Below are 25,315 nucleotides of genomic sequence, written 5' to 3'. Positions count from 1 at the left end.
CGCCGCGTGGCAACGGCGCGCGCGATCACGCCGCCACCGCGTCGAAATCGGCATCGGCCGGATCGGGCCCGCCATTGACGAGATCGAGGGCAAAGCCGTGGACGCGCGCCTGCTGGTCGGCGACGCTGTTCGGCCGCGGCTTGACCGGCGACTTCGCCGAAGCCGGGCGACGTGCTGCCGCCGGGCGCGCGGCGGCGCGGCGCGGCTGGGCATTCCCGTTGACGCGGAAATAGGCGATGCTGGCCTGGAGTTCCTCGGCCTGCGCGGCGAGTTCCTCGGAGGTTGCCGAAATCTCTTCCGACGCGCCCGCATTCTGCTGCGTCACCTGATCGAGCTGCTGGATCGCCTCGTTGATCTGGCCCGCGCCGATATCCTGCTCGCGGCACGCCGCGCTGATCTCGCTCACCAGTTCGGCGGTCCGGCGAATGTCGGGTACCAGCTTCGACAGCATGTCGCCCGCCTCGGCCGCGGCCTTCACCGTCTCGGCCGACACCGCGCTGATCTCCGCCGCCGCACCCTGGCTGCGTTCGGCCAGCTTGCGCACTTCCGACGCCACCACCGCGAAGCCGCGGCCATGCTCGCCCGCGCGCGCCGCCTCGACCGCGGCGTTGAGCGCCAGCAGGTCGGTCTGGCGGGCGATTTCCTGGACGATGCCGATCTTCTCGGCGATCGTCTGCATCGCGCCCACCGCACGATTGACCGCGACGCCGCTCGTCTCGGCATCCTTGGCCGACTGACGGGCGATCTTTTCGGTCTGCGCGGCATTGTCGGCGTTCTGCTTGATGTTCGCCGCCATCTCTTCCATCGCTGCCGACGCCTGTTCGGCCGCCGCCGCCTGCTCGGTCGCGCCCTGCGACACCTGTTCCGAGCTCGACGACATTTCCTGGCTGCCCGCCGACACATTCTCCGCCGCGACCGTCGCGTCGCCGATCACGCCGCGCAGGCGCTCGATCATCGCGTTGACGTGCCCAAGCAGGTCGGCGATCTCGTCGCGGCCGGTGATCGCGACCGTGTGGCTGAGGTCGCCTTCCGAGACGCGCTGCATCGCCTCGCCCGCCCGGTTGAGACCGCGCGCGATCGTGAGCGAAACCCACAGCGCCGCACCCACCGTCAGGATCGTCGCCACGCCGCCCATCACGAACATGATCGTCCGCGCAAAGGCATAGGCCTCGGCCGCGTCGGTGCGCGCCTGCGTCATCATCTCTTCGTTGAGCTTGACGAGCGCCTCGACCGTCCGCGTCGCATCCATCGCGCGGTCACGGCCTTCGCCCATCGACAGCGTGGCGGCCGCGGCGCGATCGCTCTCGGTCAGCTGGACGACGCGATCCGAAATCTGGCGATACGCCTCCCACTGCTCGCCCAGCTTGGTCCAGTTGGGCTTGGCGCGCTCGGAAGCGATGCTCGTGCCCGATTCGATCAGCTGGGCGGTCTTGGCCTTCCAGCTGTTGTGGAGCCCCTTCAGCTCGCGGCGCTGCGCCTCGTTGGTCGAAAGCGTCAGGTTCTTTTCGGCGCGGATCACCATCGAGATGCCCGCATCGGCGGCGCGCGCCCGCGAAAGCTGGGCAGCGGGTCCGTCGAGGACCTGCCCGAAGCTGGCGTTCAGGTCGCCCATGCGCACGATGCCCAGCGTCATCACGCCGGCCAGGATCAGCAGCAAGACGCCGAACGCCGCCGCCAGTTTCAGTTTGATTGTTGCTCGCATTGCGGCTCTCATTCTCAATTGTTGGGAGAAAGCGCCGCGTCGCCGGCGCTGCTGTGGGACGCAAAGATCGCAAACAGGTCCGGCAGGACGACGATCCCGGTGGGGCGGCGCACAAGTTCGCGAACAAAGTCGCGGCGCCAGCGCATGCCGACGGCGGGGGGCTCCTCGCTCGCCGAACGATTCAGGGTGGCCACTTCGTGCACCTTGTCGGTGCGGATGCCGATCTGGGTCGGCTCGCCATGAAGCTCGAGTTCGATCACGACGATCCGGCTGTCGACCGTGGCCTCGGCCGGCGGCATGGCAAAGGCCAGCCGCAGATCGGCGATCGGGATGATCTTGCCGCGAAAGTTCACGACGCTGCGCACCAGCGGTGCGGCGCCGGGAACCCGCGTTTCGGGCAACAGGTCGAGGATTTCGCGGACGAGCATCGCCTCGACGGCGAAGGTCTCGTCGCCCAGGTCAAAGGTCAGGACTTCCAGATTACCTGCCTCGTCCCAGGAGGTCGCGGTGGGGGTGAGTGCTTCCTGCATGGTTTCAACCGGCTGCACGCAGCCGCTCCTCCTGGTGCTGGCCGGCGGTCACGAGCTGGACGACGTCGAGGATCAGCGCGACGCCGCCGTCGCCCAGGATCGTCGCCCCGGCGAAGGTGGACACGTCGCGATGGAGCGGCGACATCGACTTGATGACCGTCTGGTGGCTGCCGATGATCTGGTCGACGACCAGCCCGACGCGCTCCGCGCCGGTGGCGATGACCACGATCTTCTGGTGCGGATCGGGGCGCGTGCCCGTCTCGAACATCTCGCGCAGGCGCAGGAACGGCACGAGCCGGTCGCGCAGCGTGATGAAGCTGCGGCCGCGCGAGCGCAGGTCCTCTTCCAGGCTCAGCTCGAGGCATTCCTCGACCGCGGCGAGCGGGATGACATAGCGCCCCTCGCCGACGCGGACGAGCAGCCCGTCGATGATCGCCAGGGTAAGCGGGATGCGCAGCACCACGGTCGAGCCCTCGCCCGGCACCGAAGTGATGTCGATCGCACCGCGCAGGCTCTCGATCGTGCGCTTGACCACGTCCATGCCGACGCCGCGGCCAGACAGGTTGGTCACCGCCGCCGCCGTCGAGAAACCGGGATGGAAGATCATGTGCAGCAGCTCGGAATCGCTGATCTGCTGACCCGGCTGGAGCAGCCCCTGCGCCTCGGCCTTGGCACGCACGCGCTCGCGGTCGATCCCGCGGCCGTCGTCGCGGATGGTGATGAGCACCTCGCCGCCCGCCTGGTGCGCCGAAAGCCGCACCTGTCCCGCCGCCGGCTTGCCCGCGGCCAGCCGCTCCTCGGGCGTTTCGAGTCCATGGTCGCAGGCGTTGCGGATCAGGTGGACCATCGGGTCCGCCAGCCGTTCGATCACGGTCTTATCGACCTCGGTCGCCTCGCCCTCGGTCGAAAGCTCGATCGTCTTGCCGGTTTCGCGGGCAAGATCGTGCACCAGCCGGCGGAACCGGCTGAACAGGCTCGCCACCGGCACCATGCGCAACACCATCATCGTGTCGCGCAGTTCGCTGACCAGCCGTTCGATTTCCTCCGAGATCGAGCGCAGCACCATGTCGCCGCCGCTGCCGTTGGCCACCTGCGACAGGCGGCTGTGCACGATCACCAGTTCGCCGACGCGGTCCATCAGCTCGTCCAGGCGCTCGGCGGGGACGCGGACGCTCTCGCCCGCCTTGGCCGCCGCCTTCGCGGCACCGGGCGTCGCCGCGCCGGCCGCGGGGGCCTCGCCCGCGTCGGCACTCGACCCGGCCGGGGCCGCTGCCGCTTCAATCGCGGCGGCCGACGCCGGATCGTCGCCGCCCAGCGGCTCGATCGACAGCTCCATGTCGTCCATCACAAAGATGAACACGTCGTCGATGTCCTCGCGCGACACGTCGCCGACCAGCTCGACGTCCCAGCCGATATGGCACTCGACCGGCACCAGCGCGTCCAGCGGCGGCACCCGGTCGGTCCGCGCGACGATCCGGCATTCGCCGAGTTCGCGCAGTTCGTCGAGCAGCATCAGCGGGTTGGTCCCGTTCGCCATCGCCTCGGGCGGCAGCCGGAACGACAGGCGCCACCCCTTCGGCGCAGCGGGCGCCGTCACGGCGGGCACGCCCGAGGCCGCATCGACCTCGCGCTGGAGCTCGGCAAGGATCGCCGCCCCCGCCGCTTCCAGCCCGGCCCCGTCGCCGTCGACGAGTGCGCGCATATGATCCTTGGCCGAAAGGATCACGGCGACCAGGCCGTGCGTCGCCGGCGCCAGCCCCTTGCGCACCCGGTCGAACGCGGTTTCGCAGTGATGGGTGAAGCTTGCCAGCGCGTCGAACCCGAACATCGCGCCCGAGCCTTTGAGCGTGTGCAGCCCGCGGAAGACCGCATCGACCAGCGCGCGGTCGTCGAGCCGGTGGTTCAGGTCGAGCAGCCCCTGCTCGATCTGGTCGAGCAGGTCGCCCGCCTCGACGCGGAACGCCGCGATCGGATCGCCGTTCACCGGCCCAGCACCTTGCGCGAGACCTTGATCAGCTGTTCGGGGACGAACGGCTTGACCAGCCAGCCGGTCGCGCCGGCGGCCTTGGCCTGCTGCTTCATCGAATCATCGCTCTCGGTGGTGAGGAAGATGATCGGCGTGCCGCACTGGGCGGGGTCCTTGCGCAGTTCGCGGATCATCGTCAGCCCATCCATGTTGGGCATGTTGAGATCGGTGATGATCAGGTCGAACCGGCTGGCCTTGGCCTTGTTCAGCCCCTCCAGGCCGTCGCTGGCCTCGGTCACGCTGTAGCCCGCGCCGGTCAGCGCGATGCGGATCGCCATGCGCAGGCTGGGGGAATCATCGACGGTGAGGATGGAGGCAGTCATTGCGGGGATTCTCCGTGGAACCAGAAATCGAGGTCGTCGGGCGCGGCCGCGGCGAGGAAGCCGGCGCGCTCGAGCAGCGCCGCGATCGCAGGACCGGCGGGCTGGCGCAGGCGGATCGTCTTGCCGTCGCGCTGCGCCTGGTCGCGCGCGGCATGAATCAGCTGAAGAAAACTCAGATCGACTTCGGCGACATCGCCGGCGTCGAGCTCGATCTGATCGCCGGCCTCGAATCCATCGAGCAGCGCCTGACGAAGTTCGGCGATCGAACGGACGGTGACCGATGGAGATAATTCCACAACAACTGCCATAGCTGCCCTCTTGAAAAACAACTGGCTCGCCCAGGACAGGCTTGCAGACGCGATGATGGGATCACCTCTCCCTTTTTAGGAAAAGCGCGGACTAAAACGGTGTCGTAACGAGAAAATCTGGCAAAACGGCATTGGCCGCCGCCCCGGGAAGCGCGGAATCCCGCAGATTCCGTATACGCTTACCGCGCCGCAGCGCGATGCTTGCTGCAGTGCGGCACAAGTGCGGAATTACGCGTAGGCGCGGCGATTCAGGAAGCGGGGCCGATGCGCAGGCGTCGGTACGATGGCGGATACGGAGCAGACGCAACCGCAGCCGATGCGGGGCTCTGGGGTTGGGCGCGACAAGGCGTCTCGAAAATACCTCATCTCCGCTATGCCAGTGGTCCCACGAGGGGAGTTTAGGCGGGCCCCTTCGTCGATCATGGCGCCGCGTCGCGTAAAGAGTTCCGGCCTGCGGTGACGATCAAGCGCCAAGTGACTTCACCCGGTGAACGACACGCCATCGAATAGCCGAGCGGTCGAGGCGAATCGAATCGCCGAGAAGCAACCCGGAGGGGCTTCTCGGCGGCGACTGCATCCCAGCTATGCTTTGAACTCTATCGTCACACAGAAGGCAGAGGAGGGCGCCATCGTTTAGGCTGGAGAGCCTATCGTACGATGCTTTGGTTGCCCAAAACGCGTCAGACGATTCGCCGGACGGCATCATCACACGCCCGCCTACTTCGCCGGCTCGTCTATCTAGACGCTTCCATGATCTGGTGACGCCGAGTCGATCCGCTAGTCGAACAGGCTAGAAACGGAGCTTTCGTCGGCGATGCGGCGGACCGCCTCGGCGAGCAGCGGCGCGATCGTCAGGTGACGGATCTTGCTGCTCTCGCTGATGATCGCGTGGTTGCCGATCGAATCGGTGATGACGAGTTCGGCCAGCGCCGAACCGTCGACGCGCGCCACCGCGCCGCCCGACAGCACGCCATGGGTGCAATAGGCGACCACGTCCTCGGCCCCCGCGGCCTTGAGCGCGGCGGCGGCGTTGCACAGCGTGCCGGCCGAATCGACGATGTCGTCGATCAGGATGCAGAAGCGGCCGCGCACGTCGCCGATGATGTTCATCACCTCCGACTCGCCGGGGCGCTCACGCCGCTTGTCGACGATCGCGAGCGGCGCGTTGTTGAGCCGCTTGGCGAGCGAACGCGCGCGCACCACGCCGCCGACGTCGGGCGAAACCACCATCCACTTGCGGTCGGGAAAGCGCGACTGGATGTCGACCGACATCACCGGCGCCGCGAACAGATTGTCGGTCGGGATGTCGAAAAAGCCCTGGATCTGGCCGGCGTGCAGATCGACCGAGAGCACGCGGTTGGCGCCCGCGGTGGTGATCAGGTTGGCGACGAGCTTGGCCGAGATCGGCGTGCGCGGGCCGGGTTTGCGGTCCTGGCGGGCATAGCCGAAATAGGGGAGCACGGCGGTGATCCGCTTGGCCGATGCGCGCTTGAGCGCATCGATCATGATCAGCAGCTCCATCAGGTTGTCATTGGCGGGAAAGCTGGTCGACTGGACGACGAACACGTCCTCGCCGCGCACATTTTCCAGGATCTCGACGAAGATTTCCTCGTCGGCAAAGCGCCGGACGTTCGCCTTGGTGAGCGGAAGCTCCAGATAGTCGGCGATCGCCTGCGCGAGCGGCATGTTCGAATTGCCGGCCAAGAGTTTCATGTGTTCCGCGACCTCCCGTCCACCCGATGAACCATTTGCGATGATGCGCTGCACCGTGGCGCCCCGGCGCCGATGCGATTTGCGCACTCCCTTAGGCGCGTCGTCGCGCGGACGCAAAGGGGCATTGCCGCCCGGCCTGCGCCATCCTAGGTCGCGCGGATGACCGTCACCACCCGCTTTGCCCCCAGCCCCACCGGGACGCTGCACGTCGGCAACATCCGAACGGCGATCCATAACTGGTTGTTCGCACGGCGCCATGGCGGGCGCTTCCTGTTGCGGATCGACGATACCGACCGCGCGCGGTCCGAGGAGCGCCATGTCGAGGCGATCCGCGCCGATCTCGACTGGCTGGGACTGGTCCCCGACGGCGAGGCGCGCCAGTCGGCGCGGTTCGACCGGTACGAGTCGTGCTTTGCCGCGCTCGTCGCGTCGGGACGCGTCTATCCGGCTTACGAGACCGCGCAGGAGCTCGACCTGAAGCGCAAGGTGCTGCTGGGGCGCGGGTTGCCGCCCGTCTATGATCGCGCCGCGCTGGCACTCGGCGATGCCGAACGCGCGGCTTACGAGGCCGAGGGCCGCCGTCCGCACTGGCGCTTCCGGCTCGACCATGATGCGCCGATCCTGTGGGACGATCTGGTGCGCGGGCCGCAGCGGTTCGATCCGGCGCTGCTCAGCGATCCCGTTGTGCGCCGCGCGGACGGATCGTGGCTCTATCTGCTGCCGTCGGTGATCGACGATATCGACATGGCGGTCAGCCATGTCGTCCGCGGCGAAGACCATGTCTCGAACACCGCAAGCCAGATCCAGATGTTCACCGCGCTGGGCGCCGAACCGCCGGCCTTTGCGCACGAGGCGCTGCTCGTGGGCAGCGAGGGCAAGCTGTCCAAGCGGCTGGGCGCGTTGGGCGTCGCGGCGTTGCGCGAGGCAGGAATCGAGCCGCAGGCGCTGATCGCGCTGCTCGCGCGGCTGGGCACCAGCGATCCGGTCGAACCGCTGCCCGACCCGGCGCCGCTGATCGCCGGGTTCGACTTCGGGCGGTTCGGGCGCGCGCCGGCGCGGTTCGACGAGGCCGAACTCGCCCAGCTCAATGCGCGGATCGTCCATCAGCTCGACCATGCGGCGGTGCGCGACCGCCTCCCCGCCGGGATGGACCGCGCCGCGTGGGAGGCGATTCGCGGCAATCTGGAGCGCGTCGACCAGGCCGCCGACTGGTGGCAGGTGATCGAGGGGCCGTTCGACGCCCCGGCCCCCGCCGCCGAGGACCGCGATTTCCTGGCCGAGGCGGCGCGGATCGCGGGCGAAATCGACTGGTCGGGCGACCCGTGGCACGCGCTGACCGACGCGCTCAAGTCGGCGACGGGGCGCAAAGGCAAGACGCTGTTCCTGCCGCTGCGGCTGGCGCTGACGGGGCGCCCGCATGGACCCGACATGGCCGCGCTGTTGCCGCTGATCGGGCGGGAGCGGACGCTGGAGCGGCTGAACGCGTAACAAAATTACAAAATACCGCAAGTGTCGGTAATCCTATTGTTTCCGCGTTTGTGATGTTGTACCATCGCGCTTCCGGCGCTTTGCCGGGACGCAGCGATTGGGAGTGCATCATCATGTACGCCGATATGAGATATCATCCGCAACCGCACCGTGCCGCCGGCTTCGGTGGCGCGTTCGCCGTCAGCGCTCTGGTTGCCGCGGGGATGTTCCTGCTCGCCCCGCACATCCTGCCGCGTCCGAGGACCATCACGATGACGGGCACAAACATCCCGGCCGATCCACTGCCGCCCGCGCCGCCCCCCGAACCGCACGTCAAGACCGCGCCGCGCGCCACGACGCCGCTGCCCGTCGCCCCCGAACCGATCGTGCGCGACACCGGGTCGACGACGACGGTGGCGACGACGTCGACGATCGGCGACCCGCCGTCCCCCGGCCTTGTGGCCGACCCGGGTCCGGCGGTCCGCGCCGTCGAGCCGCCGCCGATGGTGATGCCGCCGCTGATCGCCGCGACGCCCGATCCGCGCTTTGCCGACGGTTTCCAGCCCGACTATCCCGGCATCGAACTGCGCGCCCAGCGCGAGGGCAGCGTGACGGTGCGCATCCGCATCGGCACCGACGGGCGCGTCAAGCAGGTCGAGGCGGTGCGCGCGACCAGCGCGGCCTTTCTGGATGCGACGCGACGTCAGGCGCTCGGCCGCTGGCGCTTCCGCCCGGCGACGCGTGGCGGCGAGCCGCAGGAAAGCTGGCGCGAGATGACGGTGCACTTTCGCCTGACCGGCGCGTAAGCCGCGCCGCGGGCGCCGCGCGGCATTTGCTCCGCGGCGCCCGCGCGCCTATCTGTGGGACGATGAGCTTCCTGCGCTATCTTTCCCCGTTCGCCGCCTATCGCGACCTGCGCTTCTTCCTTGCGCAGCGCCGGCCCTATCAGTTGTGGTTCCTGCTGCTCGCGCTGGCGGCGACGGCGGCGATCCTGTGGATGTTCTTCAAGGACTCGCAGTTCGAGAAGCCGTACAAGCCCAACATCATCTATGTCGAAAACTGGCCGATCACGCGCAGCGACGCCGAGATCAAGCGCCAGCAGGAGATCGACCTCGCCAAGCAGAAGATCCGCGAGGCCGAGGAGGCGCGCGCGCGCGAAAAGCATCGCCAGGAACTCAAGCAGGTCGACAGCGCGCTGAAGCAATGGGGGCTGTAGCCGACGACGCACGCTGGATGGCCGCGGCGCTGACGCTCGCCGAGCGGACGCGCGGTCGCACGGCGCCCAATCCCAATGTCGGCTGCGTGCTGGTGCGTGACGGCATCGTGGTCGGGCGCGGCTGGACGCAGCCGGGCGGGCGCCCGCATGCCGAGGCGATGGCGCTGGCGCAGGCCGGCGAAAAGTCGCGCGGCGCAACTTGCTATGTCACGCTCGAACCCTGTGCGCACCGCTCGTCGCGCGGACCGGCCTGTGCGGACCTGCTCGTCGCGGCGGGCGTGGCACGCGTGGTGATCGCGCTGCGCGATCCCGATCCGCGTACCGACGGACAGGGGGCCGCCCGGCTGGCGGCGGCGGGAATCGCGGTCGAATGGGGACCGGGCACGGCCGAGGCACGGGCCGTCATGGCCGGATTCTGCACGCGCCGGGGCCGCGGACGGCCGTTCGTCACGCTCAAGCTCGCGACCTCGCTCGACGGGTGCATCGCGCTCGCTTCGGGGGAGAGCCGCTGGATCACCGGCGCCGCCGCCCGTGCGCACGCGCACCTCGAGCGCGCGCGGCACGAGGCGATCCTGGTCGGGCGCGGCACCTTCGATACCGATGCGCCGCGGCTCGACGTTCGGCTGGCCGGACTCGCCGCGCGCAGCCCGGTGCGCGTGCTGCTGTCGCGCGGCGACGCGCCGCTTCCGCCGGGGTGGACGCGGATCGGCGCGCCCGATGCGATCGCGACGCTCGACGGCGTCGATCATCTGCTGGTCGAGGGCGGTGCCGGCGCCGCCGCGGCGTTCCTGCGTGCCGGGCTGGTCGACCGGCTGCTGCTCTATCGCGCGCCGATCCTGATCGGCGGCGGGCGGCCGGCGCTGGGCGACATCGGGCTGACCGATCTGGCGCAGGCACATGGGCGGTGGCGGCTGACCGACACGCGCATGCTTGGCAGCGATCGTCTGGAGGTCTACGCGGGCAACTGACATGTTCACCGGAATCGTCACCGACATCGGCACCATCGAGGCCGTCGAGCAGCCGCGCGACCTGCGCGTGCGCGTAGCCACCACCTATCCGACCGAGGCGATCGACCTTGGCGCATCGGTCGCCTGTTCGGGCGTATGCCTGACCGTGGTCGACAAGGGCGCCGGCTGGCTCGCGTTCGACGTGTCGGGGGAGACGGTGTCGCGCACCGCGGCGGGCCAGTGGACCGCCGGACGCCGGCTCAACCTGGAACGTGCGTTGCGGCTGGGCGACGAGCTGGGCGGGCACATCGTCACCGGCCATGTCGACGGCGTCGGCAAGGTCGCCGAGGTGTCCGAGACCGGCGGCTCGCTTCAGGTCGCGATCGTCGCGGGGCCGGCCATCGCGCCTTATGTCGCGGCAAAGGGCTCGATCACCGTCGACGGCGTCTCGCTGACCGTCAACGCGGTCGAGGATATCGCCGACGGCGTCAAATTCTGGCTCAACCTCATTCCCCATACCGCCGCCGTAACTACATTGGGCGACGTGAAGGCAGGCCAGCCCGTCAATCTGGAGATCGACGTCCTCGCCCGCTACCTGCAGCGCATGGAGTCGCTACGTGCCAAAAGCTGAACTGGCCCGTCTGAAGCACGGGTTTCTGTCCTCGCCGGAAGAGTTGATCGACGAGGCCCGCAACGGCCGGATGTTCATCCTGGTCGATGACGAGGATCGCGAGAACGAGGGCGATCTGGTGATCCCCGCGCAGATGGCGACCCCCGACGCCGTCAATTTCATGGCCAAGTTCGGCCGCGGGCTGATCTGCCTGGCGATGACCAAGGCGCGCGTCGACCAACTCGGCCTCGACCTGATGAGCCGCGCCAACGGCACGCGGCACGAAACCGCGTTCACCGTCTCGATCGAGGCGAAGGAAGGCGTCACCACCGGCATTTCGGCCGCGGATCGCGCGCGGACCATCTCGGTCGCGATCGACCCGACGCAGGGACGCGAAAGCATCGTCACCCCCGGCCACGTCTTTCCGCTGGTCGCGCGCGACGGCGGCGTGCTCGTGCGCGCGGGCCATACCGAGGCGGCGGTCGACGTCGCGCGCCTCGCCGGGCTCAACCCCGCCGGCGTGATCTGCGAGATCATGAAGGACGACGGGACGATGGCGCGGCTGCCCGACCTCATCTCGTTCGCCCAGTATCACAATCTGAAGATCGGCACGATCCGCGACCTGATCGCGTATCGCCTGCGCCACGACCATCTGGTCGAAAAGCGTGCCGAGGCCCGTTTCGACAGCCAGTGGGGCGGCGAATGGACCGCGATGACCTTCTGGAACCGCGCGACCGGCACCGAACAGATCGCGCTGGTGAAGGGCGAGATCGACCCGTCGCGTCCCACGCTGGTCCGCATGCATGCGCTGTCGCCCTTTACCGACCTGTTCGGCGAAGGCGGCGCGCGCGGCGGGCTGCTCCGCCGTTCGATGGAGATGATCGCCGCGGAAGGCGCGGGCGTCGTCGTCGTCATCAACCGTGCTCGCCCCGACCAGTTTTCGCGCGCGCTCCAGGCGCGGGCGGGCGAACTGGCGCCCAAGGAGATGGATGAACTGCGCGACTATGGCGTCGGCGCCACCATCCTCACCCAATTGGGCGTGCAGGACATGGTCCTGCTCACCAACACCCACCACACGCTGATCGGGCTCGACGGTTACGGCCTGTCGATCGTCGGTGAGCGTGCCATCGATCTGGAACGTTAATGGCCCGCGTCCTCATCCTCGAAGCGCGCTTCTATGCGCATCTCAACGACCTGCTGCTCGAAGGCGCGCGTGCCGCGATCGAGGCGGCGGGGCACAGCCACGAGACGATCACCGTCCCGGGCGCGCTCGAACTGCCGGGCGCGCTGGCGATGGCGGCCGAGACGGGGCGCTATGACGCCTATGTCGCGCTGGGCGTGGTGATCCGCGGCGAGACCTATCATTTCGAGGTGGTCTCGAACGAGAGCGCGCGCGGGCTGATGGCGCTGACGATGGACGGGCTGCCGATCGGCAACGGCATCCTGACGGTCGAGGACGAGGCCCAGGCGCTGGTCCGTGCGCGCCCCGACCAGAAGGACAAGGGCGGCGACGCGGCACGCGCCGCGCTCGCGATGCTCGCGCTCAAGCAGCGGCTCGGCTGACCGATGCAGCCGCCTCCCGGCCGCTACAAGGTGGTGGAGCGCGGGCGGCGGCTGGAGGTGATCGACAGCCGGACCGGACAGCCGGCCGCCGGCACGCGATCGCCGGTTCCACCGGCAGACGCGCCGCCGCGCGAGCCCGGCGCGGCGCCATCCCGCTGGGCGGGGCTTCGCCATCGACGGCCGCCGGCGGCGACGGCCTTCGTAACGCGCCCCTTCTATGATGCGCGCGCCCCACGGCGGGTGCCGATCAATTTTCGCGTGCGCGCGCGTTTCCGGACGCTGCGCTTCGCCATCGCCGTCGGTGTGGCGCTGTTCGTCGCCGCCAGCTTCCTGCTGTGGCCGGTGGTGCCGGTCGTCCCGATCGCCGCGCTGGCGGCGCCGCGGGTCCGTGAGACCCTGCGTGCCGCCAGTACGCGCTTCGTCGACGCGCTGATCGAGGAAGCGGGGGGCGATCAGGCTGGAACGCGCGCGTCCAGCGTCGGATAATCGACATAGCCCTCGCGTCCGCGGCTGTAGAAGGTCGCGATATCGGGCGTGTTGAGCGGCGCGTTCGCGCGGAACCGCTCGACCAGGTCGGGATTGGCAATGAACGCCCGGCCAAAGGCGATCGCGTCGGCCGCGCCGCCCGCCACGGCGGCCTGCGCCTCGGCCAGCGAATATTCCTGGTTGAGCACCAGCGGGCCGTCGAACACCTTGCGGATCGCGGGCGAGACGCGCGGCTGGTCGCTGCTGCCGAAGGTGCTGTCGGGACGCAGCTCGCGCAGTTCGAGGAAGGCGATGCGGCGCTCGGCAAGGAAGCGCGCCACCGGGACGAACAGCGCCTCGGGATCGCTGTCGATCACCCCTTGCGTGTCGCCGTTGGGCGACAGCCGCACCGCGGTCCGGTCCGCACCCACCGCGTCGATCAGCCGGTCGACCGCCTCGCGCAGCAACCGCGCGCGATTTTCGGGCGAGCCGCCATAATCGTCATCGCGATGGTTGCTGCTGTCGCGCAGGAACTGGTCGATCAGATAGCCATTGGCGGCGTGGAGCTGGACGCCGTCGAACCCGGCGCGGATCGCGTTGCGCGCGGCAGCGGCATAATCGTCGAGCACGCGGGCAATATCGTCGCGCGTCGCCGCGCGCGCCGCGGCATAGGGCTGCTTGCCGGCATAGGTGTGCGCCTGTCCCGGTGCCGTCGTTGCCGATGCCGAAAGCGGCGCGGCACCGTCGAGAAAGCTCGGATGGACGATCCGGCCCATATGCCACAGCTGGGCGAAGATGCGGCCGCCGGCGCGGTGCAGCGCGTCGGTGACCGGTTTCCAGCCCTCGACCTGCGCCTCGGTCCATAGCCCCGGCGCATAGGGCCAGCCCAGGCCTTCGCGGCTGATTCCGGTCGCCTCCGACAGGATCAGCCCGGCACCCGCGCGCTGGGCATAGTATTCGGCCATCACCGGCGTCGGCACATGCGCCTGCGTCGCGCGGCCGCGTGTCAGCGGCGACATCAGGATGCGGTTCGGCGCTTCGACGGCCCCCAGCTGGATCGGGTCGAACAGGCTTGGCATCGCAGGACTTCTCCCTCGAATGGAATGTGACGCGGGCGAGATAGGAAGCTAAGGGGGGCTATGCACGCAAGCCAGTCGCAAAGAAAAACTAATCGTCCGCAAAGCGTCGTGCCGGTAACGGCGCTGGTCGCGGTGGCGCTCGCCAATGTCGCGCTGGCGTCGGGGCCGCTGTTCGTTCGCCTGTCGGACGTCGGCCCGGTTTCGGCGGCGTTCTGGCGGATCACGCTGGCGACTCCCGTGCTGCTGGTCGCGGCGTTCGCGACCGGCGGACGCCCGATTCGTGCAGCGCAGGGGCTGTGGCTGGTGCTGGCGGTGGCCGGCGTCGCCTTCGCGCTCGATCTGGCGAGCTGGCACATCGGGATCGTGCGGACCACGCTCGCCAATTCGACGCTGTTCGGCAATTCGACGACGCTGATCCTGCCGATCTATGGCTTTCTCGTCGCGCGGGCATGGCCGACGCGGGCACAGGCGCTGGCGCTGGCGCTCGCCGCGATCGGCGGCGCGCTGCTGCTCGGGCGGTCGGCCGAATTGTCGTCGCGGCATCTCGCGGGCGATCTGTTCTGCCTGCTCGCGGGCGCGCTCTACACCATCTATCTGGTGCTGATGCGCCGCGCACGCGAGCGGATGGCGCCGCTGTCGGCGCTCGCGCTGTCGTCGATCGGGACGATCCCCGCGCTGCTCCTGCTCGCGCTCGCGCTTGGCGAGCCGGTGATCCCGCACAACTGGACGCCGCTGATCGCGCTGGCGGTCGTCAGCCAGCTCTTCGGCCAGGGGCTGATGATCTATGCGATCGGCTATCTGCCGCCGATCGTCGTCGGCATCGCGCTGTTGATCCAGCCGATCGTTGCGGCGACGCTGGGCTGGATCGTTTATGGCGAACGGCTGCAGGGGCCGGATTTCGTCGGGGCCGCGCTGGTGGCGGCGGCGCTGGTGCTGGTCGGCCAGGGTGCCCGGCGCGCACAGCGGGTTGCACCCGCCGCAGATGCGCCTAAATCGGAATGATGGATCTCGCCGACGCCACGCTTGACGAACTGCGCGACGCGCTCGCGCCGGTCATTGCCAGCAATGCCGCATTCGACGGCTGGAACGCCGATGCGCTGGGCGCGGCGGCGGACACGCTGGGCGTCGATCGCGACGTGGCCCGGCTGGCCTTTCCGGGCGGCGCGGTCGACATGATCGACGCCTGGTTCGCCGCGATCGACCGCGCCATGCTCGACCGGGTGACGCCCGAGGCGCTGGCGGGGATGAAGATCCGTCAGCGGATCACCGCGCTGGTCGAGGCGCGGCTGGCGATCCTCGCGCCGCAGCGCGACTCGCTGCGCCGTGCGCTCGCGATCCTGGCGATGCCGAACCATGTCGCGCGCGCCGCGCGGCTCGGCTGGCGTTCGGCCGATGCGATGTGGCGCGCGGCGGGTGATACCGCCACCGATTACAACCATTACACCAAGCGCGCGATGCTCGGCGGCATCTATGCCGCGACGATCGCGGTGTTCGTGCAGGACGAAAGCGCCGACTGGGCCGACACGCGCGCCTTTCTGGCACGTCGGATCGACGGGATCATGCGTTTCGAAAAGGCCAAGGCCGGATTTCTGGCGCGGACGCAGAATCGGCCGAGCCTTTCGCGCTTCATCGGGCGCCTGCGCTACCCGGTGGTCTGAGGACCGCGGGGTCGACCGCCTCCGGGCCCGCACGCAAACCCGCACGGCGCGCAAGCGGCCGGGCCGAAATTGCACTGGCGCAACCGACTTCTAATTGATAATCACTCGCAGCATGAACGTCGCCGCTGCGATCCCGATGCCCGTCCGACTTTCGCTGATGCCGCGCGACACGCCCGGCACGGTGGTTTCGGTCGAGTGGCAACTCCTGTCGGAACCCGAAGCGCGGCGTCTGCGCGAATTGGGGCTCGACGAAGGGGTCGAGGTGGCGCTGCTCCATCGCTCGGGGCTGCTCGGCGGCGGGCCGGTGGCCTGCCGCATCGGGCGGATGACCGTGGCGCTGCGCCGGCATGTTGCCGCCGCCATCCATGTGGGGCCCAAGGCGGACTGATCTGATGCATGCTACTCCCCTGGTTGCGCTTGTCGGCAACCCGAATGCCGGCAAGAGCGCGCTGTTCAATGCACTCACCGGCGCCCGGCAAAAGGTCGGCAACTATCCCGGCGTCACCGTCGAACGGCATTCGGGGCGGATCGCGCTGCCCGACGGCCGCCCCGTCGAGCTGGTCGACCTGCCCGGCGCCTACAGCCTGGAGCCGGCCAGCCCCGACGAGCAGGTGACGCGCGACGTGCTGTTCGGCCGTCAGACGGGCGAGCGGCTGCCTGACGCGATCCTCACCGTCGTCGATGCGTCGAACCTCGACAACCATCTGCGCTTCACGCTCCAGCTGATCGCGCTGGGCCTGCCCGTTGTCGTCGCGCTCAACATGATCGATCTGGCCGAACGCGACGGGCTCAAGCTCGACCCGGCCGCGCTCGAACGCGAACTGGGCGTGCCCGTCGTTCCCACCGTGGCGGTGCGCCGCCGCGGGCTCGACACGCTGAAGGAGCGTCTGGGCGAGCTGGTGCGCGACAGTGGCGGGCGACGCCCCGATCCGACCGTGCGGCACGATCTCGTCACGCTCCAGCGCCGCGCGCGCCAGATCGCGCAGGCGGTGACGGTGTCCGAAACCGCGTCGCGCCGCTGGACGCACCGCATCGACTCGCTGGTGCTCCACCCGGTGCTGGGGCCGCTGCTGCTGCTCGCGCTGATGTTCGTGATGTTCCAGGCGGTGTTCGCCTGGTCGCAGACGCCGATCGGCTGGATCGAGGATCTGATGGGCTGGATCGGGACCGAGGTGGGCAGTGCGCTGCCCCCCGGCGTGCTGCGCTCGCTGATCGTCGATGGCATCATCGCCGGCGTCGGCGCGGTGGTGGTGTTCCTGCCGCAGATCCTGATCCTGTTCGCGTTCATCCTCGTGCTCGAGGCCTCGGGCTATATGGTCCGTGCCGCCTTCCTGATGGACCGGCTGATGGCGAGCGTCGGCCTGTCGGGCCGCGCCTTCATCCCGCTGCTGTCGAGCTTCGCCTGCGCGGTGCCGGGGATCATGGCGACGCGCACGATCGCCGACGAGAAGGACCGGCTGACGACGATCCTGATCGCGCCGCTGATGACCTGTTCGGCGCGGCTGCCCGTCTATACGATCATCATCGGTGCGGTGATTCCCGATCGCGCGGTGCTCGCGGGCGTGGGGTTGCAGGGGCTCGTGCTGTTCGGCCTCTATATCACCGGCATCGCGGGGGCGTTCGTCGCCGCGCTCGTGCTGCGCCACACCGTCACGCGCGGTGCGACCAGCGGCTTCATGATGGAGATGCCGAAATACCAGCTGCCGCGGCTGCGCGACCTGGGCCTGGGGCTGTTCCAGCGCGCGAACATCTTCCTCACCCGGGCGGGCACGACGATCCTCGTCACCACCGTGGTGCTGTGGGCGCTGCTCAGCTTTCCCAAGCCGCCCGAGGGCAGCACCGTTTCACCGGTCAATTATTCGGTTGCCGGCCGCATCGCCAACGGGCTGCAGGTCGTGGTCGCGCCGATCGGGTTCAACCGCGACATGGCGCTGGCGGTGATCCCCGCAATGGCCGCGCGCGAGGTGGCGGTGGCGGCGATCGGCACCGTCTATGCCATCGACGATCCCGACGGCGATCAGGGCCGCGCCTCGATCCGCGAGAATCTGCGCACGCACTGGCGCCTGCCGAGTGCGCTCGCCTTCCTGATGTGGTTCGTGTTCGCGCCGCAGTGCATTTCGACGATCGCGGTGACGCGCCGCGAAACGAACGGGTGGAAGTGGCCGGCCTTCATGATAGGGTATCTTTTTGCCACCGCCTATGTTGCCGCCGGGGTGACCTATTGGACGGCGGTGGCGCTGGGACTTTAGGAGCAAGCTTTGGCGGGCAGTGTTAACAAGGTGATCCTGGTCGGCAACCTCGGTCGGGATCCCGAATCGCGGTCGTTCCAGAACGGCGGCAAGGTGGTGGAGCTGCGCATCGCCACCTCGGAAACGTGGAAGGACCGCCAGTCGGGCGAGCGCCGCGAAAAGACCGAATGGCACACGGTCAAGATCTTCAGCGAAGGGCTGGCGAACGTCGCCGAACGCTATCTGCGCAAGGGCAGCAAGGTCTATGTCGAGGGCCAGCTCCAGACGCGCAAATGGCAGGACCAGTCGGGCGCCGACCGCTATTCGACCGAAATCGTGCTGCAGGGTTTCAACGCGCAGATGGTGCTGCTCGACGGCCCCGGCTCGGGGGATCGTGCAGGCGGCGGTTCGCGTGGCGGCGGCGTGGACGAATGGGGTGCCGGCGGCGATGATTTCGGCGGCGGCAATGGCGGCGGCTTCGGCGGCGGCGCGCGCGGCGGCGGCAACTTCAATTCGGGCGGCCAGCGCGGCGGTGCCGGCGGCGGCGGCGCGGCGGGCGGCTTTGGCGGCGGCTTCCCCGACGATCTGGACGACGACGTTCCGTTCTGATCGCCGATCGCGCGACCGCGCTATCGAACCGGACGGCCCGGCGGCACCCTGGTGCTGCCGGGCCGTCGGCGTTTTCGGCGCGCGCGCGCCGATCAGCGACGCAGCAGGAACACCGCGTGCTCGGCCATCAGGTTGGCCATCGCCGATCCGGTCTGCTGGTCGCCCGAAAGAAACCAGCATCCCTCCACCACGATCCCGCGTTCGCGCAGCAGCGCGCGGAAATCGTCGATCGTCAGATGGTGGATGTTCGGCGTCGCATACCAGGCGACGGGCAGCAGCCGCGTCACCGGCATCCGTCCGCCGAACAGCAGCGACGCACGCACGCGCCAGTGCGCGAAATTGGGAAACGAGACAAAGGCGTGGCGGCCGATGCGCAGCAGCTGCTCGAGCACATGGTCGGGCCGCCGGGTCGTCTGCAGCGTCTGGCTGAGGATCGCATAGTCGAACCCGTGGTCGGGATATTCGCCCAGATCGCTGTCGGCATCGCCCTGGATCACCGAAAGCCCGCGCGCGACCGCGGCGGCGACATTGCCCGCGTCAAGCTCCAGCCCGCGCGCGTCGCAACCCTGGCGATCCCGCAGCGCCGCCATCAGCTCGCCGTCGCCGCAGCCGATGTCGAGCACGCGCGCGCCCGGCGCGACATGCGCGGCGATCACCGCCAGATCGGGGCGCAGGCTCATGCATTCTCTCCCGCGCGCAGAAAGCCGTCGACGACGCGGTTGAGCGCGGGGCTTTCGAGCAGAAAGGCATCGTGGCCGAAGGGCGAGCTCAGCTCGACAAAGCTCGCCGGCGCGCCCGCGGCATTGAGCGCATGCGCGATCATGCGCGATTCACGCGTCGGATAGAGCCAGTCGGTGTCGAAGCTGACGATGCAGAATCGCGTCGCCGACCCCCGGAACGCATGGGCGAGCACGCCGCCATGATCCTCGGCCAGGTCGAAATAGTCGAGCGCGCGGGTGATGTAGAGATAGGAATTGGCGTCGAAGCGGTCGGTGAACGCCAGCCCCTGGTGCCGCAGATAGCTTTCGACCTGGAAATCGGCGTCGAAGCCGAAGGTCTTGGTCTCGCGCGCCTGAAGCTTGCGGCCGAACTTGGCGGTCAGCCCCGCTTCGGAAAGATAGGTGATGTGCGCCGCCATCCGCGCGACGGCGAGCCCCGCCGAGGGCGGGTCGCCGCTGTCGTAATAATCGCCGCCGCGCCATTTGGGGTCGGCCATGATCGCCTGGCGCCCGACTTCGTGAAAGGCGATGTTCTGTGCCGAATGGCGCGGCGCCGACGCGATCACCACCGCCGAGGCGACGCGTTCGGGAAAGGTCGCGGCCCAGCTCAGCGCCTGCATCCCGCCCATCGATCCGCCGACGACGGCGAACAGCCGCGCGACGCCCAGATGATCGAGCAGCATCGCCTGCGCGCGCACCATGTCGCGGATGGTGATGACCGGAAATCCCATCGCCCAGGGCTTGCCCGTCGCCGGGTTGACCGTGGCCGGCCCCGACGACCCCAGGCAACTGCCGATGACGTTCGAACAGATGACGAAGAAACGGTCGGTATCGACCGGCTTGCCCGGACCGACCATTCGCGTCCACCAGCCGGGCTTGCCGGTGATCGGATGCGCCGAGGCGACATGCTGGTCGCCGGTCAGCGCGTGGCACAGCAGGATCGCGTTCGAACCGTCGGGCGCGAGCGTGCCATAGGTCTCATAGGCGATTTCCACGGGCGACAGCAGCACGCCGCCGTCGAGCCGCAACGGCCCCGGCAGCGTCACCGAACGGGCCAGGCCGAAGCGCGCATCATCCGACATGGTTCCCGGTTAGGAGCAGCAGCGCGCGGGTTCAAGCCGGGTTGATTCCCGCGGCCTTGCCATCGCCGGGGCTTTGCGCCATCGCGGCGGGCATGAACGCACCGCAGCCCAAGCCCTGGATTCTCGGCATCGCCCCCTATGTTCCCGGTCGGTCGACCACCGATTCGGGGGTGAAGGCCGTCAAGCTTTCGTCGAACGAGAACCCGCTCGGCACCGCGCCCGCCGCGCAGGCGGCGTTCGATTCGGCGCGCGGTTCGCTCGAACGCTATCCCGATGCCGGCGCGACGGCGCTGCGCGAGGCGATCGGCGCGCTGCACGGGCTCGATCCCGAACGGATCATCTACGGCACGGGCTCGGACGAGATCCTGCACCTTGCCGCGGGCGCCTATGCCGGTCCGGGGGACGAGGTGATCTATGTCCGCCACGGCTTTGCGGTCTATGACATCGCGGCGCGGCGCGTCGGCGCGACGCCGGTGATCGCGCCCGATCGCGACTATGCCACCGATGTCGACGCGCTGCTCGCCTGCGTGACCGATCGCACGCGCGTCGTGTTCGTCGCCAATCCGAACAATCCCACCGGCACCTATGCGCCGCGGGCCGAGATCGAGCGGCTCCACGCCGGCTTGCCGTCGTCGGTGCTGCTGGTGATCGACCAGGCCTATGCCGAATATCTGGCGCCGGGCGAGGAGGATGGCGCGCTCGCACTGGCCGCGTCGCATCCGAACGTCCTCGTCACGCGGACCTTCTCGAAAATCTACGGGCTTGCCGCCGAACGCATCGGCTGGGGCTATGCCGCCGCGCCGGTGATCGACGCGCTGCATCGCATCCGCGCGCCGTTCAACGTCACGATCGCCGGACAGGCCGCGGCGGTGGCCGCAATCGGCGCGCAGGATTTCGTCGCCGCAAGCCGCGAGCATAACCAGCGCTGGCGGGCCTGGCTTGCCGATCAGGTCGCGGCGCTGGGCAACCAGGGGCTGCGCGCGGTGCCCTCGCACGCCAACTTCCTGCTCGTGCTGTTCGAAGGCGCGGTGCGTGCCGAGACCGCCTATCACGCGCTGATGGCGCGCGGCTATATCGTCCGCTGGCTGCCGGGGCAGGGGCTGCCCGAAGGGTTGCGGATCACGATCGGCACCGAGGAAGAGGTGCGCGGGGTCGCGCAGGCGCTGCGCGAGATCGTGGCGGGCTGATGCTGCCCTTTGCGCGCGTCACCGTCATCGGGCTCGGGCTGATCGGCTCTTCGATCGCGCGCGCCGTGCGCCAGGCGATGCCCGACGTGCGGCTGGTCGGCCACGATGCCGACGCCGGCGTGCGGGCGGTCGCGCGCACGATCGGCCTGTGCGACGATGTCGCCGACACGCCGGGCGCCGCGGTGATCGACGCCGATCTGGTCGTCCTGTGCGTGCCCGTCGGGGCGATGGGCGCCGCCGCCGCCGCGATTGCCGCCGACCTCCCCGCCGATGCGGTGTTGAGCGACGTCGGATCGTGCAAGGAAAGCGTGATCGAGGCCGTCGCCGCCGCGCTCCCCGACGCGGTCTTCGTCCCTGCGCACCCGGTGGCGGGGACCGAGAACAGCGGGCCGGAGGCGGGCTTTGCCAGCCTGTTCCAGCGGCGCTGGTGCATCCTCACCCCGCCCGAGGGCTGTCCGCCGCTCGCGGTCGAGCGTGTCGCCGAATTCTGGCGGCGGCTGGGCGCCGATGTCGAACAGATGCCGCCGGCGCATCATGACCGCGTGCTCGCGGTCACGAGCCATCTGCCGCATCTCATCGCCTATACCATCGTCGGCACCGCGTCGGACCTTGAGGAAGTGACCCAGTCCGAAGTCATCAAATATTCGGCGGGCGGCTTTCGCGACTTCACGCGCATCGCCGCGTCCGACCCGACGATGTGGCGCGACGTGTTCCTCGCCAATCGCGAGGCGGTGCTCGACATGCTCCAGCGCTTCTCGGAGGATCTGAGCGCGCTGCAACGCGCGATCCGCTGGGGTGACGGCGATGCGCTGTTCGACCTGTTCACGCGCACGCGGGCGATTCGGCGTTCGGTGATCGACCAGGGGCAGGACGACGCCCGCCCCGATTTCGGCCGCGCGCCCGACCGCGCCGGCTGATCTTGCCTCGCCTGCGGTTCAGCGCGCGGCGTTGAAGGCGTTGATCCCGGCATGGACGCGCGCCTCCATCTCGGCGCGGGGCAGGCCCGGCGGGATCGGCGTACCGAAACGGAAGCGGATCGTGCCCGCCTGCTTGGCGCCGCGCCTGGGCCAGACATGGCCGCTCTGCACCGCCACCGGCACCACCGGGATCGCGAGCATCTTGTAAAGCCCCGCCAGCCCTGATCGCAGCGGCGGCTGCTCGCCCGGCGCGACGCGCGTGCCCTCGGGAAAGATCAGCACCGACCGGCCCTCGGCCAGCGCGGCGCGGGCATCGCGCATCATCGCGCGAAGGGCGCGGGCATTGGCGCTGCGTTCGACGACGATCACGCCATAGCGCCGCGCCGCCCAGCCCCAGAGCGGGATGGCGGTCAGCTCGCGCTTCATCACGGTGGCGGGCTGGCGCAGCATCCGCGTCAGCTCCAGCGCCTCGAACAGCGATTCATGCTTGGCGGCGACGAGCACCGGGCCGTCCGGAAGCGTGCCTTCGACTTCGGTGCGGATGCCCAGCAATGCGCGCGCCGAGACGCGCATCAGCAGCGTCCAGAAATCGGCATAGCCGCGGATCGCGCGCGTGCCCATCAGCGCGACGAGCGGCACCGCGACCACCATCGGCACGCTCAGCCCGTAAAAGAACAGCGAAAACGCGATCGTCCGCAGCCAGGGGATCAACGGCTCAGCCTCCTGCGCCGAGCCACAGGGCGAAACGGCGCACCAGATATTTGTGATATTCGCGCAGCAGCACCGTCCAGCTGGGGCTGTGCGGCCCGCTGCGCACCGCGTCGCCGACGATCTGCGCCTGACCGCGCAGCGCCGCCGCCAGTTCCATCCGCGCACGCGGCATGTGCCAGTCGGTCGTGACGAGCCGCACCGAGCGGAAGCGGTGGTCCTCGACCCAGCGCGCGGTCTCCTCGGCGTTCGAGCGTGTGTCGACCGCCTGCCAGCCCAGGTCGATACAGCACGCCATCAGTTCGGGCGCGATGCGGAACTGCGCGGCCAGTTCGGACGGGCGCACATCGGGGTCGACCCCGCTCACCAGCATCCGCTGCGCATGGCCTGCGCGCAGCATCGCCAGCCCGCGGTCGATCCGTCCGGGGCCGCCGGTGAGCACGACGATCGCATCGGTATCGCGCGCGTCGAGCGGCCGGCCGAGCGACAGCATGAAGGCGCCGAAGCCCAGCGCCCAGGCGACCGGAATCAGCAGCAGCGCGCGCCACATCACGGCATCCGCCCCAGCGTGCGCAGCACCGCGAACCGCGCGGCCAGCGTCGCGAGCAACGTGAACCCCGCCGGGATCGCGGCGAGCAGCAACCAGTCGCGCGGGCCCAGTGCGGCCGTGGCGATCATTTCCGAACCCAGCGTCGCCGCCTGGCGCTCGATCAGCCAGACGAGCGCGATCGCCGCGGCCGTTCCCACCAGCCCGCCGGCCAGCGTGTCGTGCGCGATGCGCCGTTGGAACAGGCGCGCGATCTGGACGTCGGTCGAACCCAGCATATGCAGCACTTCGATCGTATCGCGGTGCGTGTCCAGCCCCGCCCGCGCCGCGAGCAGCACGACCGCCGTCGTCGCGACGCCGATCACCAGCACCAGCCCGCCGGCAACGATCCCCAGCGTCGTCAGCAGGTCGCGCACCGGCGCCAGCCATTGCGCATTGCGGTCGACGCGCGCGCCGGGCGCGACCGCCGTCACCGCGCGCGCGGCGGCATCGACCGCATCGGGCCGGACGGTCACGTCGATCATCGCGGGCATCGGCAGATCGGGATCGAGCCCCGCAGTGCCCAGCCAGGGTTCGAGCAGCGCCGCCAGCCGCGCACGGTCGACCGGTGCCACCGCCTCGACCCCGGGCGTCCGGCGCAGCGCCTGCGTCACCGCGGCGACGCCGCGATCGCGCGCGGCGGCGTCGGTCTCGACCAGCTGCACCGTCAATTGTCCCGAAAGCGCGCGGTCGAGCCCGCCGATCGCGGTCGCCACCGCCAGCCCCAGCGCGGCGGCGATCACCGTCAGGAACAGCATGATCGCCATCACCCACGTCATCGCGCGCCCGCGGCGATGATCGTCGAGCAGTTCGCGTTCGGGAGCCTTGCGCCGGATGCCCAGGTTCATGCGGGCTCCGGCGGGTTGCGCAACAGCCCGGTGGGGTCGGTCAGGCGGCCGTGTTCGAGCCGCATCATCCGCGCCGCCGGGATGCGCTGGAGCAGGTGGAGGTCGTGCGTCGCCATCACCACGGTCGTTCCCAGCCGGTTGAGCGAATCGAACAGGTGGAGCAGCCGGTCGGCCATGTCGGGGTCGACATTGCCCGTCGGCTCGTCGGCGACCAGGATCTCGGGGCGCCCGATCACCGCGCGCGCGATCGCGATCCGCTGCTGCTCGCCGCCCGACAGCGTCGGCGGCCGCGCCTCGCTGCGCGCGCTCAGCCCGACCCAGGCGAGCATCTCGCGCACCGGCGCCTCGATCTCGGCCTCGGAAACGCCCGCGACGCGCAGCGGCAGCGCGACATTGTCATAGGCGGTAAGGTGCGGCACCAGCCGGAAGTCCTGCAGCACCACGCCGATCCGCCGCCGGAATCCGGGCAGCCGCGTGCGCGGCAGCGCGCCGGCATCCTCGCCGAACAGGTGGATCGTGCCGCGCGTCGGCCGCTGCGCGAGGTAAAGCAGCCGCAGCAGCGAGGTCTTGCCCGCTCCCGACGGCCCGGTGAGGAAATAGAAGGCGCCGCTCTTCAACGTGAAGCTGATGTCGCACAGCGTCTCCGCGCCCGTCCCATAGCGCAGCCCCACATTCTCAAACTGGACGATATTGGCCATGGGCCGGCGCTGACCCTTGCAGTGCGGAACCGAGCTTGCGGCATTGCACAGCCGCCCCGCCCGCTCAAGCGCAACGGGATGGCGGCCGCTCTTGGCAGTGCGCGTGCATGGGTCTAGAATCGCGCG

At 69.5% G+C, this 25,315-nt stretch carries 28 protein-coding genes; 15 read left to right on the top strand and 13 right to left on the bottom strand.

Features of this window, described 5'->3' with window-relative positions; genetic code table 11:
* Positions 1–25: 25 nt before the first annotated feature.
* The 6 genes from ACT3CF_RS00900 to ACT3CF_RS00875 form a co-directional block, all read right to left on the bottom strand.
* A complete protein-coding gene (locus ACT3CF_RS00900) occupies positions 26–1,702 on the bottom strand; it encodes a methyl-accepting chemotaxis protein (RefSeq protein WP_478419838.1) in 1,677 nt (558 codons plus the stop codon).
* A gap of 14 nt (positions 1,703–1,716) precedes the next feature.
* Positions 1,717–2,232: a chemotaxis protein CheW gene (locus tag ACT3CF_RS00895; RefSeq protein ID WP_478421300.1), complete on the bottom strand. Its 516-nt coding sequence runs from the start codon at positions 2,230–2,232 to the stop codon at positions 1,717–1,719.
* A gap of 4 nt (positions 2,233–2,236) precedes the next feature.
* Positions 2,237–4,216: a chemotaxis protein CheA gene (locus tag ACT3CF_RS00890; protein ID WP_478419837.1), complete on the bottom strand. Its 1,980-nt coding sequence runs from the start codon at positions 4,214–4,216 to the stop codon at positions 2,237–2,239.
* On the bottom strand, positions 4,213–4,581 hold the full coding sequence (locus tag ACT3CF_RS00885; RefSeq protein ID WP_478419836.1) for a response regulator: 369 nt from the start codon (positions 4,579–4,581) through the stop codon (positions 4,213–4,215). The genes ACT3CF_RS00890 and ACT3CF_RS00885 overlap by 4 nt, the downstream gene beginning before the upstream one ends.
* Positions 4,578–4,889, bottom strand: a complete 312-nt coding sequence (locus ACT3CF_RS00880) for an STAS domain-containing protein (RefSeq protein WP_478419835.1) — start codon at positions 4,887–4,889, stop codon at positions 4,578–4,580. The genes ACT3CF_RS00885 and ACT3CF_RS00880 overlap by 4 nt, the downstream gene beginning before the upstream one ends.
* 777 nt (positions 4,890–5,666) lie before the next feature.
* Complete coding sequence (locus tag ACT3CF_RS00875) at positions 5,667–6,602, bottom strand: ribose-phosphate pyrophosphokinase (protein ID WP_478419834.1); 936 nt, start codon at positions 6,600–6,602, stop codon at positions 5,667–5,669.
* Positions 6,603–6,761: 159 nt separating this feature from the next.
* On the opposite strand from ACT3CF_RS00875, the gene gltX reads away from it, so the two are divergent.
* The 8 genes from gltX (at position 6,762) to ACT3CF_RS00835 (ending at position 12,891) form a co-directional block, all read left to right on the top strand.
* Positions 6,762–8,090: a glutamate--tRNA ligase gene (gene gltX / locus ACT3CF_RS00870; RefSeq protein ID WP_478419832.1), complete on the top strand. Its 1,329-nt coding sequence runs from the start codon at positions 6,762–6,764 to the stop codon at positions 8,088–8,090.
* Between the two features lie 251 nt (positions 8,091–8,341).
* Positions 8,342–8,875, top strand: a complete 534-nt coding sequence (locus ACT3CF_RS00865; protein WP_478419831.1) for an energy transducer TonB — start codon at positions 8,342–8,344, stop codon at positions 8,873–8,875.
* 62 nt (positions 8,876–8,937) lie between these two features.
* Positions 8,938–9,285 (top strand): hypothetical protein, encoded by a 348-nt coding sequence (locus ACT3CF_RS00860; protein WP_478419830.1) that lies wholly within the window; start codon positions 8,938–8,940, stop codon positions 9,283–9,285.
* Positions 9,273–10,253 (top strand): bifunctional diaminohydroxyphosphoribosylaminopyrimidine deaminase/5-amino-6-(5-phosphoribosylamino)uracil reductase RibD, encoded by a 981-nt coding sequence (gene ribD, locus ACT3CF_RS00855; RefSeq protein ID WP_478419829.1) that lies wholly within the window; start codon positions 9,273–9,275, stop codon positions 10,251–10,253. The genes ACT3CF_RS00860 and ribD overlap by 13 nt, the downstream gene beginning before the upstream one ends.
* A 1-nt stretch (position 10,254) precedes the next feature.
* Positions 10,255–10,863, top strand: a complete 609-nt coding sequence (locus ACT3CF_RS00850) for a riboflavin synthase (RefSeq protein ID WP_478419828.1) — start codon at positions 10,255–10,257, stop codon at positions 10,861–10,863.
* Positions 10,850–11,986 carry a 3,4-dihydroxy-2-butanone-4-phosphate synthase gene (gene ribB / locus ACT3CF_RS00845; protein WP_478419826.1) on the top strand — a complete coding sequence of 379 codons (1,137 nt, stop codon included), beginning with the start codon at positions 10,850–10,852 and terminating at the stop codon, positions 11,984–11,986. Before ACT3CF_RS00850 ends, ribB begins: the two co-directional genes overlap by 14 nt.
* Entirely contained in the window at positions 11,986–12,405 is a 420-nt protein-coding gene (ribH, locus tag ACT3CF_RS00840) for a 6,7-dimethyl-8-ribityllumazine synthase (RefSeq protein WP_478419825.1), read from the top strand. The genes ribB and ribH overlap by 1 nt, the downstream gene beginning before the upstream one ends.
* Positions 12,406–12,408: 3 nt before the next feature.
* Positions 12,409–12,891 (top strand): hypothetical protein, encoded by a 483-nt coding sequence (locus ACT3CF_RS00835; RefSeq protein WP_478419824.1) that lies wholly within the window; start codon positions 12,409–12,411, stop codon positions 12,889–12,891.
* On the opposite strand, the gene ACT3CF_RS00830 is transcribed toward ACT3CF_RS00835, so the two are convergent.
* Positions 12,858–13,949: an alkene reductase gene (locus ACT3CF_RS00830; RefSeq protein WP_478419823.1), complete on the bottom strand. Its 1,092-nt coding sequence runs from the start codon at positions 13,947–13,949 to the stop codon at positions 12,858–12,860. The two genes, ACT3CF_RS00835 and ACT3CF_RS00830, sit on opposite strands and share 34 nt — an antisense overlap.
* Positions 13,950–14,009: 60 nt before the next feature.
* Between ACT3CF_RS00830 and ACT3CF_RS00825 the strand changes: the two genes are divergently transcribed.
* The 5 genes from ACT3CF_RS00825 (at position 14,010) to ssb (ending at position 18,444) form a co-directional block, all read left to right on the top strand.
* Positions 14,010–14,951, top strand: coding sequence for a DMT family transporter (locus ACT3CF_RS00825; RefSeq protein WP_478419821.1), 942 nt, complete (start codon positions 14,010–14,012; stop codon positions 14,949–14,951).
* Positions 14,951–15,607, top strand: a complete 657-nt coding sequence (locus ACT3CF_RS00820) for a COQ9 family protein (protein WP_478419820.1) — start codon at positions 14,951–14,953, stop codon at positions 15,605–15,607. The genes ACT3CF_RS00825 and ACT3CF_RS00820 overlap by 1 nt, the downstream gene beginning before the upstream one ends.
* 112 nt (positions 15,608–15,719) lie before the next feature.
* Positions 15,720–15,995 carry a FeoA family protein gene (locus ACT3CF_RS00815; RefSeq protein WP_478419819.1) on the top strand — a complete coding sequence of 92 codons (276 nt, stop codon included), beginning with the start codon at positions 15,720–15,722 and terminating at the stop codon, positions 15,993–15,995.
* 4 nt (positions 15,996–15,999) lie between these two features.
* Positions 16,000–17,856 (top strand): ferrous iron transporter B, encoded by a 1,857-nt coding sequence (gene feoB / locus ACT3CF_RS00810; protein ID WP_478419818.1) that lies wholly within the window; start codon positions 16,000–16,002, stop codon positions 17,854–17,856.
* Between the two features lie 9 nt (positions 17,857–17,865).
* Positions 17,866–18,444 carry a single-stranded DNA-binding protein gene (gene ssb, locus ACT3CF_RS00805; protein ID WP_478419817.1) on the top strand — a complete coding sequence of 193 codons (579 nt, stop codon included), beginning with the start codon at positions 17,866–17,868 and terminating at the stop codon, positions 18,442–18,444.
* A 92-nt stretch (positions 18,445–18,536) separates the two neighbouring features.
* On the opposite strand, the gene metW is transcribed toward ssb, so the two are convergent.
* A complete protein-coding gene (gene metW, locus ACT3CF_RS00800) occupies positions 18,537–19,124 on the bottom strand; it encodes a methionine biosynthesis protein MetW (protein WP_478419816.1) in 588 nt (195 codons plus the stop codon).
* The gene (gene metX / locus ACT3CF_RS00795; protein WP_478419815.1) at positions 19,121–20,245 is read right to left on the bottom strand and encodes a homoserine O-acetyltransferase MetX; all 1,125 of its coding nucleotides are present in this window, start codon (positions 20,243–20,245) and stop codon (positions 19,121–19,123) included. The genes metW and metX overlap by 4 nt, the downstream gene beginning before the upstream one ends.
* 92 nt (positions 20,246–20,337) lie before the next feature.
* Here metX and hisC point away from each other — a divergent pair, with 92 nt between their 5' ends.
* A complete protein-coding gene (hisC, locus tag ACT3CF_RS00790) occupies positions 20,338–21,432 on the top strand; it encodes a histidinol-phosphate transaminase (RefSeq protein WP_478419814.1) in 1,095 nt (364 codons plus the stop codon).
* On the top strand, positions 21,432–22,349 hold the full coding sequence (locus ACT3CF_RS00785; protein ID WP_478419813.1) for a prephenate/arogenate dehydrogenase family protein: 918 nt from the start codon (positions 21,432–21,434) through the stop codon (positions 22,347–22,349). The genes hisC and ACT3CF_RS00785 overlap by 1 nt, the downstream gene beginning before the upstream one ends.
* An 18-nt stretch (positions 22,350–22,367) precedes the next feature.
* Here ACT3CF_RS00785 and ACT3CF_RS00780 read toward each other — a convergent pair whose 3' ends face one another.
* From ACT3CF_RS00780 to ftsE, 4 genes are read right to left on the bottom strand one after another with little or no spacing between them, the layout of a single operon-like run.
* Positions 22,368–23,057 carry a lysophospholipid acyltransferase family protein gene (locus ACT3CF_RS00780; protein WP_478421299.1) on the bottom strand — a complete coding sequence of 230 codons (690 nt, stop codon included), beginning with the start codon at positions 23,055–23,057 and terminating at the stop codon, positions 22,368–22,370.
* A 7-nt stretch (positions 23,058–23,064) separates the two neighbouring features.
* Positions 23,065–23,610 (bottom strand): YdcF family protein, encoded by a 546-nt coding sequence (locus ACT3CF_RS00775; RefSeq protein ID WP_478419812.1) that lies wholly within the window; start codon positions 23,608–23,610, stop codon positions 23,065–23,067.
* The gene (locus ACT3CF_RS00770) at positions 23,607–24,491 is read right to left on the bottom strand and encodes a cell division protein FtsX (RefSeq protein WP_478419811.1); all 885 of its coding nucleotides are present in this window, start codon (positions 24,489–24,491) and stop codon (positions 23,607–23,609) included. The genes ACT3CF_RS00775 and ACT3CF_RS00770 overlap by 4 nt, the downstream gene beginning before the upstream one ends.
* Positions 24,488–25,189 (bottom strand): cell division ATP-binding protein FtsE, encoded by a 702-nt coding sequence (gene ftsE / locus ACT3CF_RS00765; RefSeq protein WP_478419810.1) that lies wholly within the window; start codon positions 25,187–25,189, stop codon positions 24,488–24,490. The genes ACT3CF_RS00770 and ftsE overlap by 4 nt, the downstream gene beginning before the upstream one ends.
* Positions 25,190–25,315 lie beyond the last annotated feature (126 nt).

It is taken from the genome of Sphingomonas chlorellae (assembly GCF_056485145.1).
Note: the sequence above shows the minus strand (reverse complement) of the source record. Positions and strands in the feature narration are given on the sequence as shown.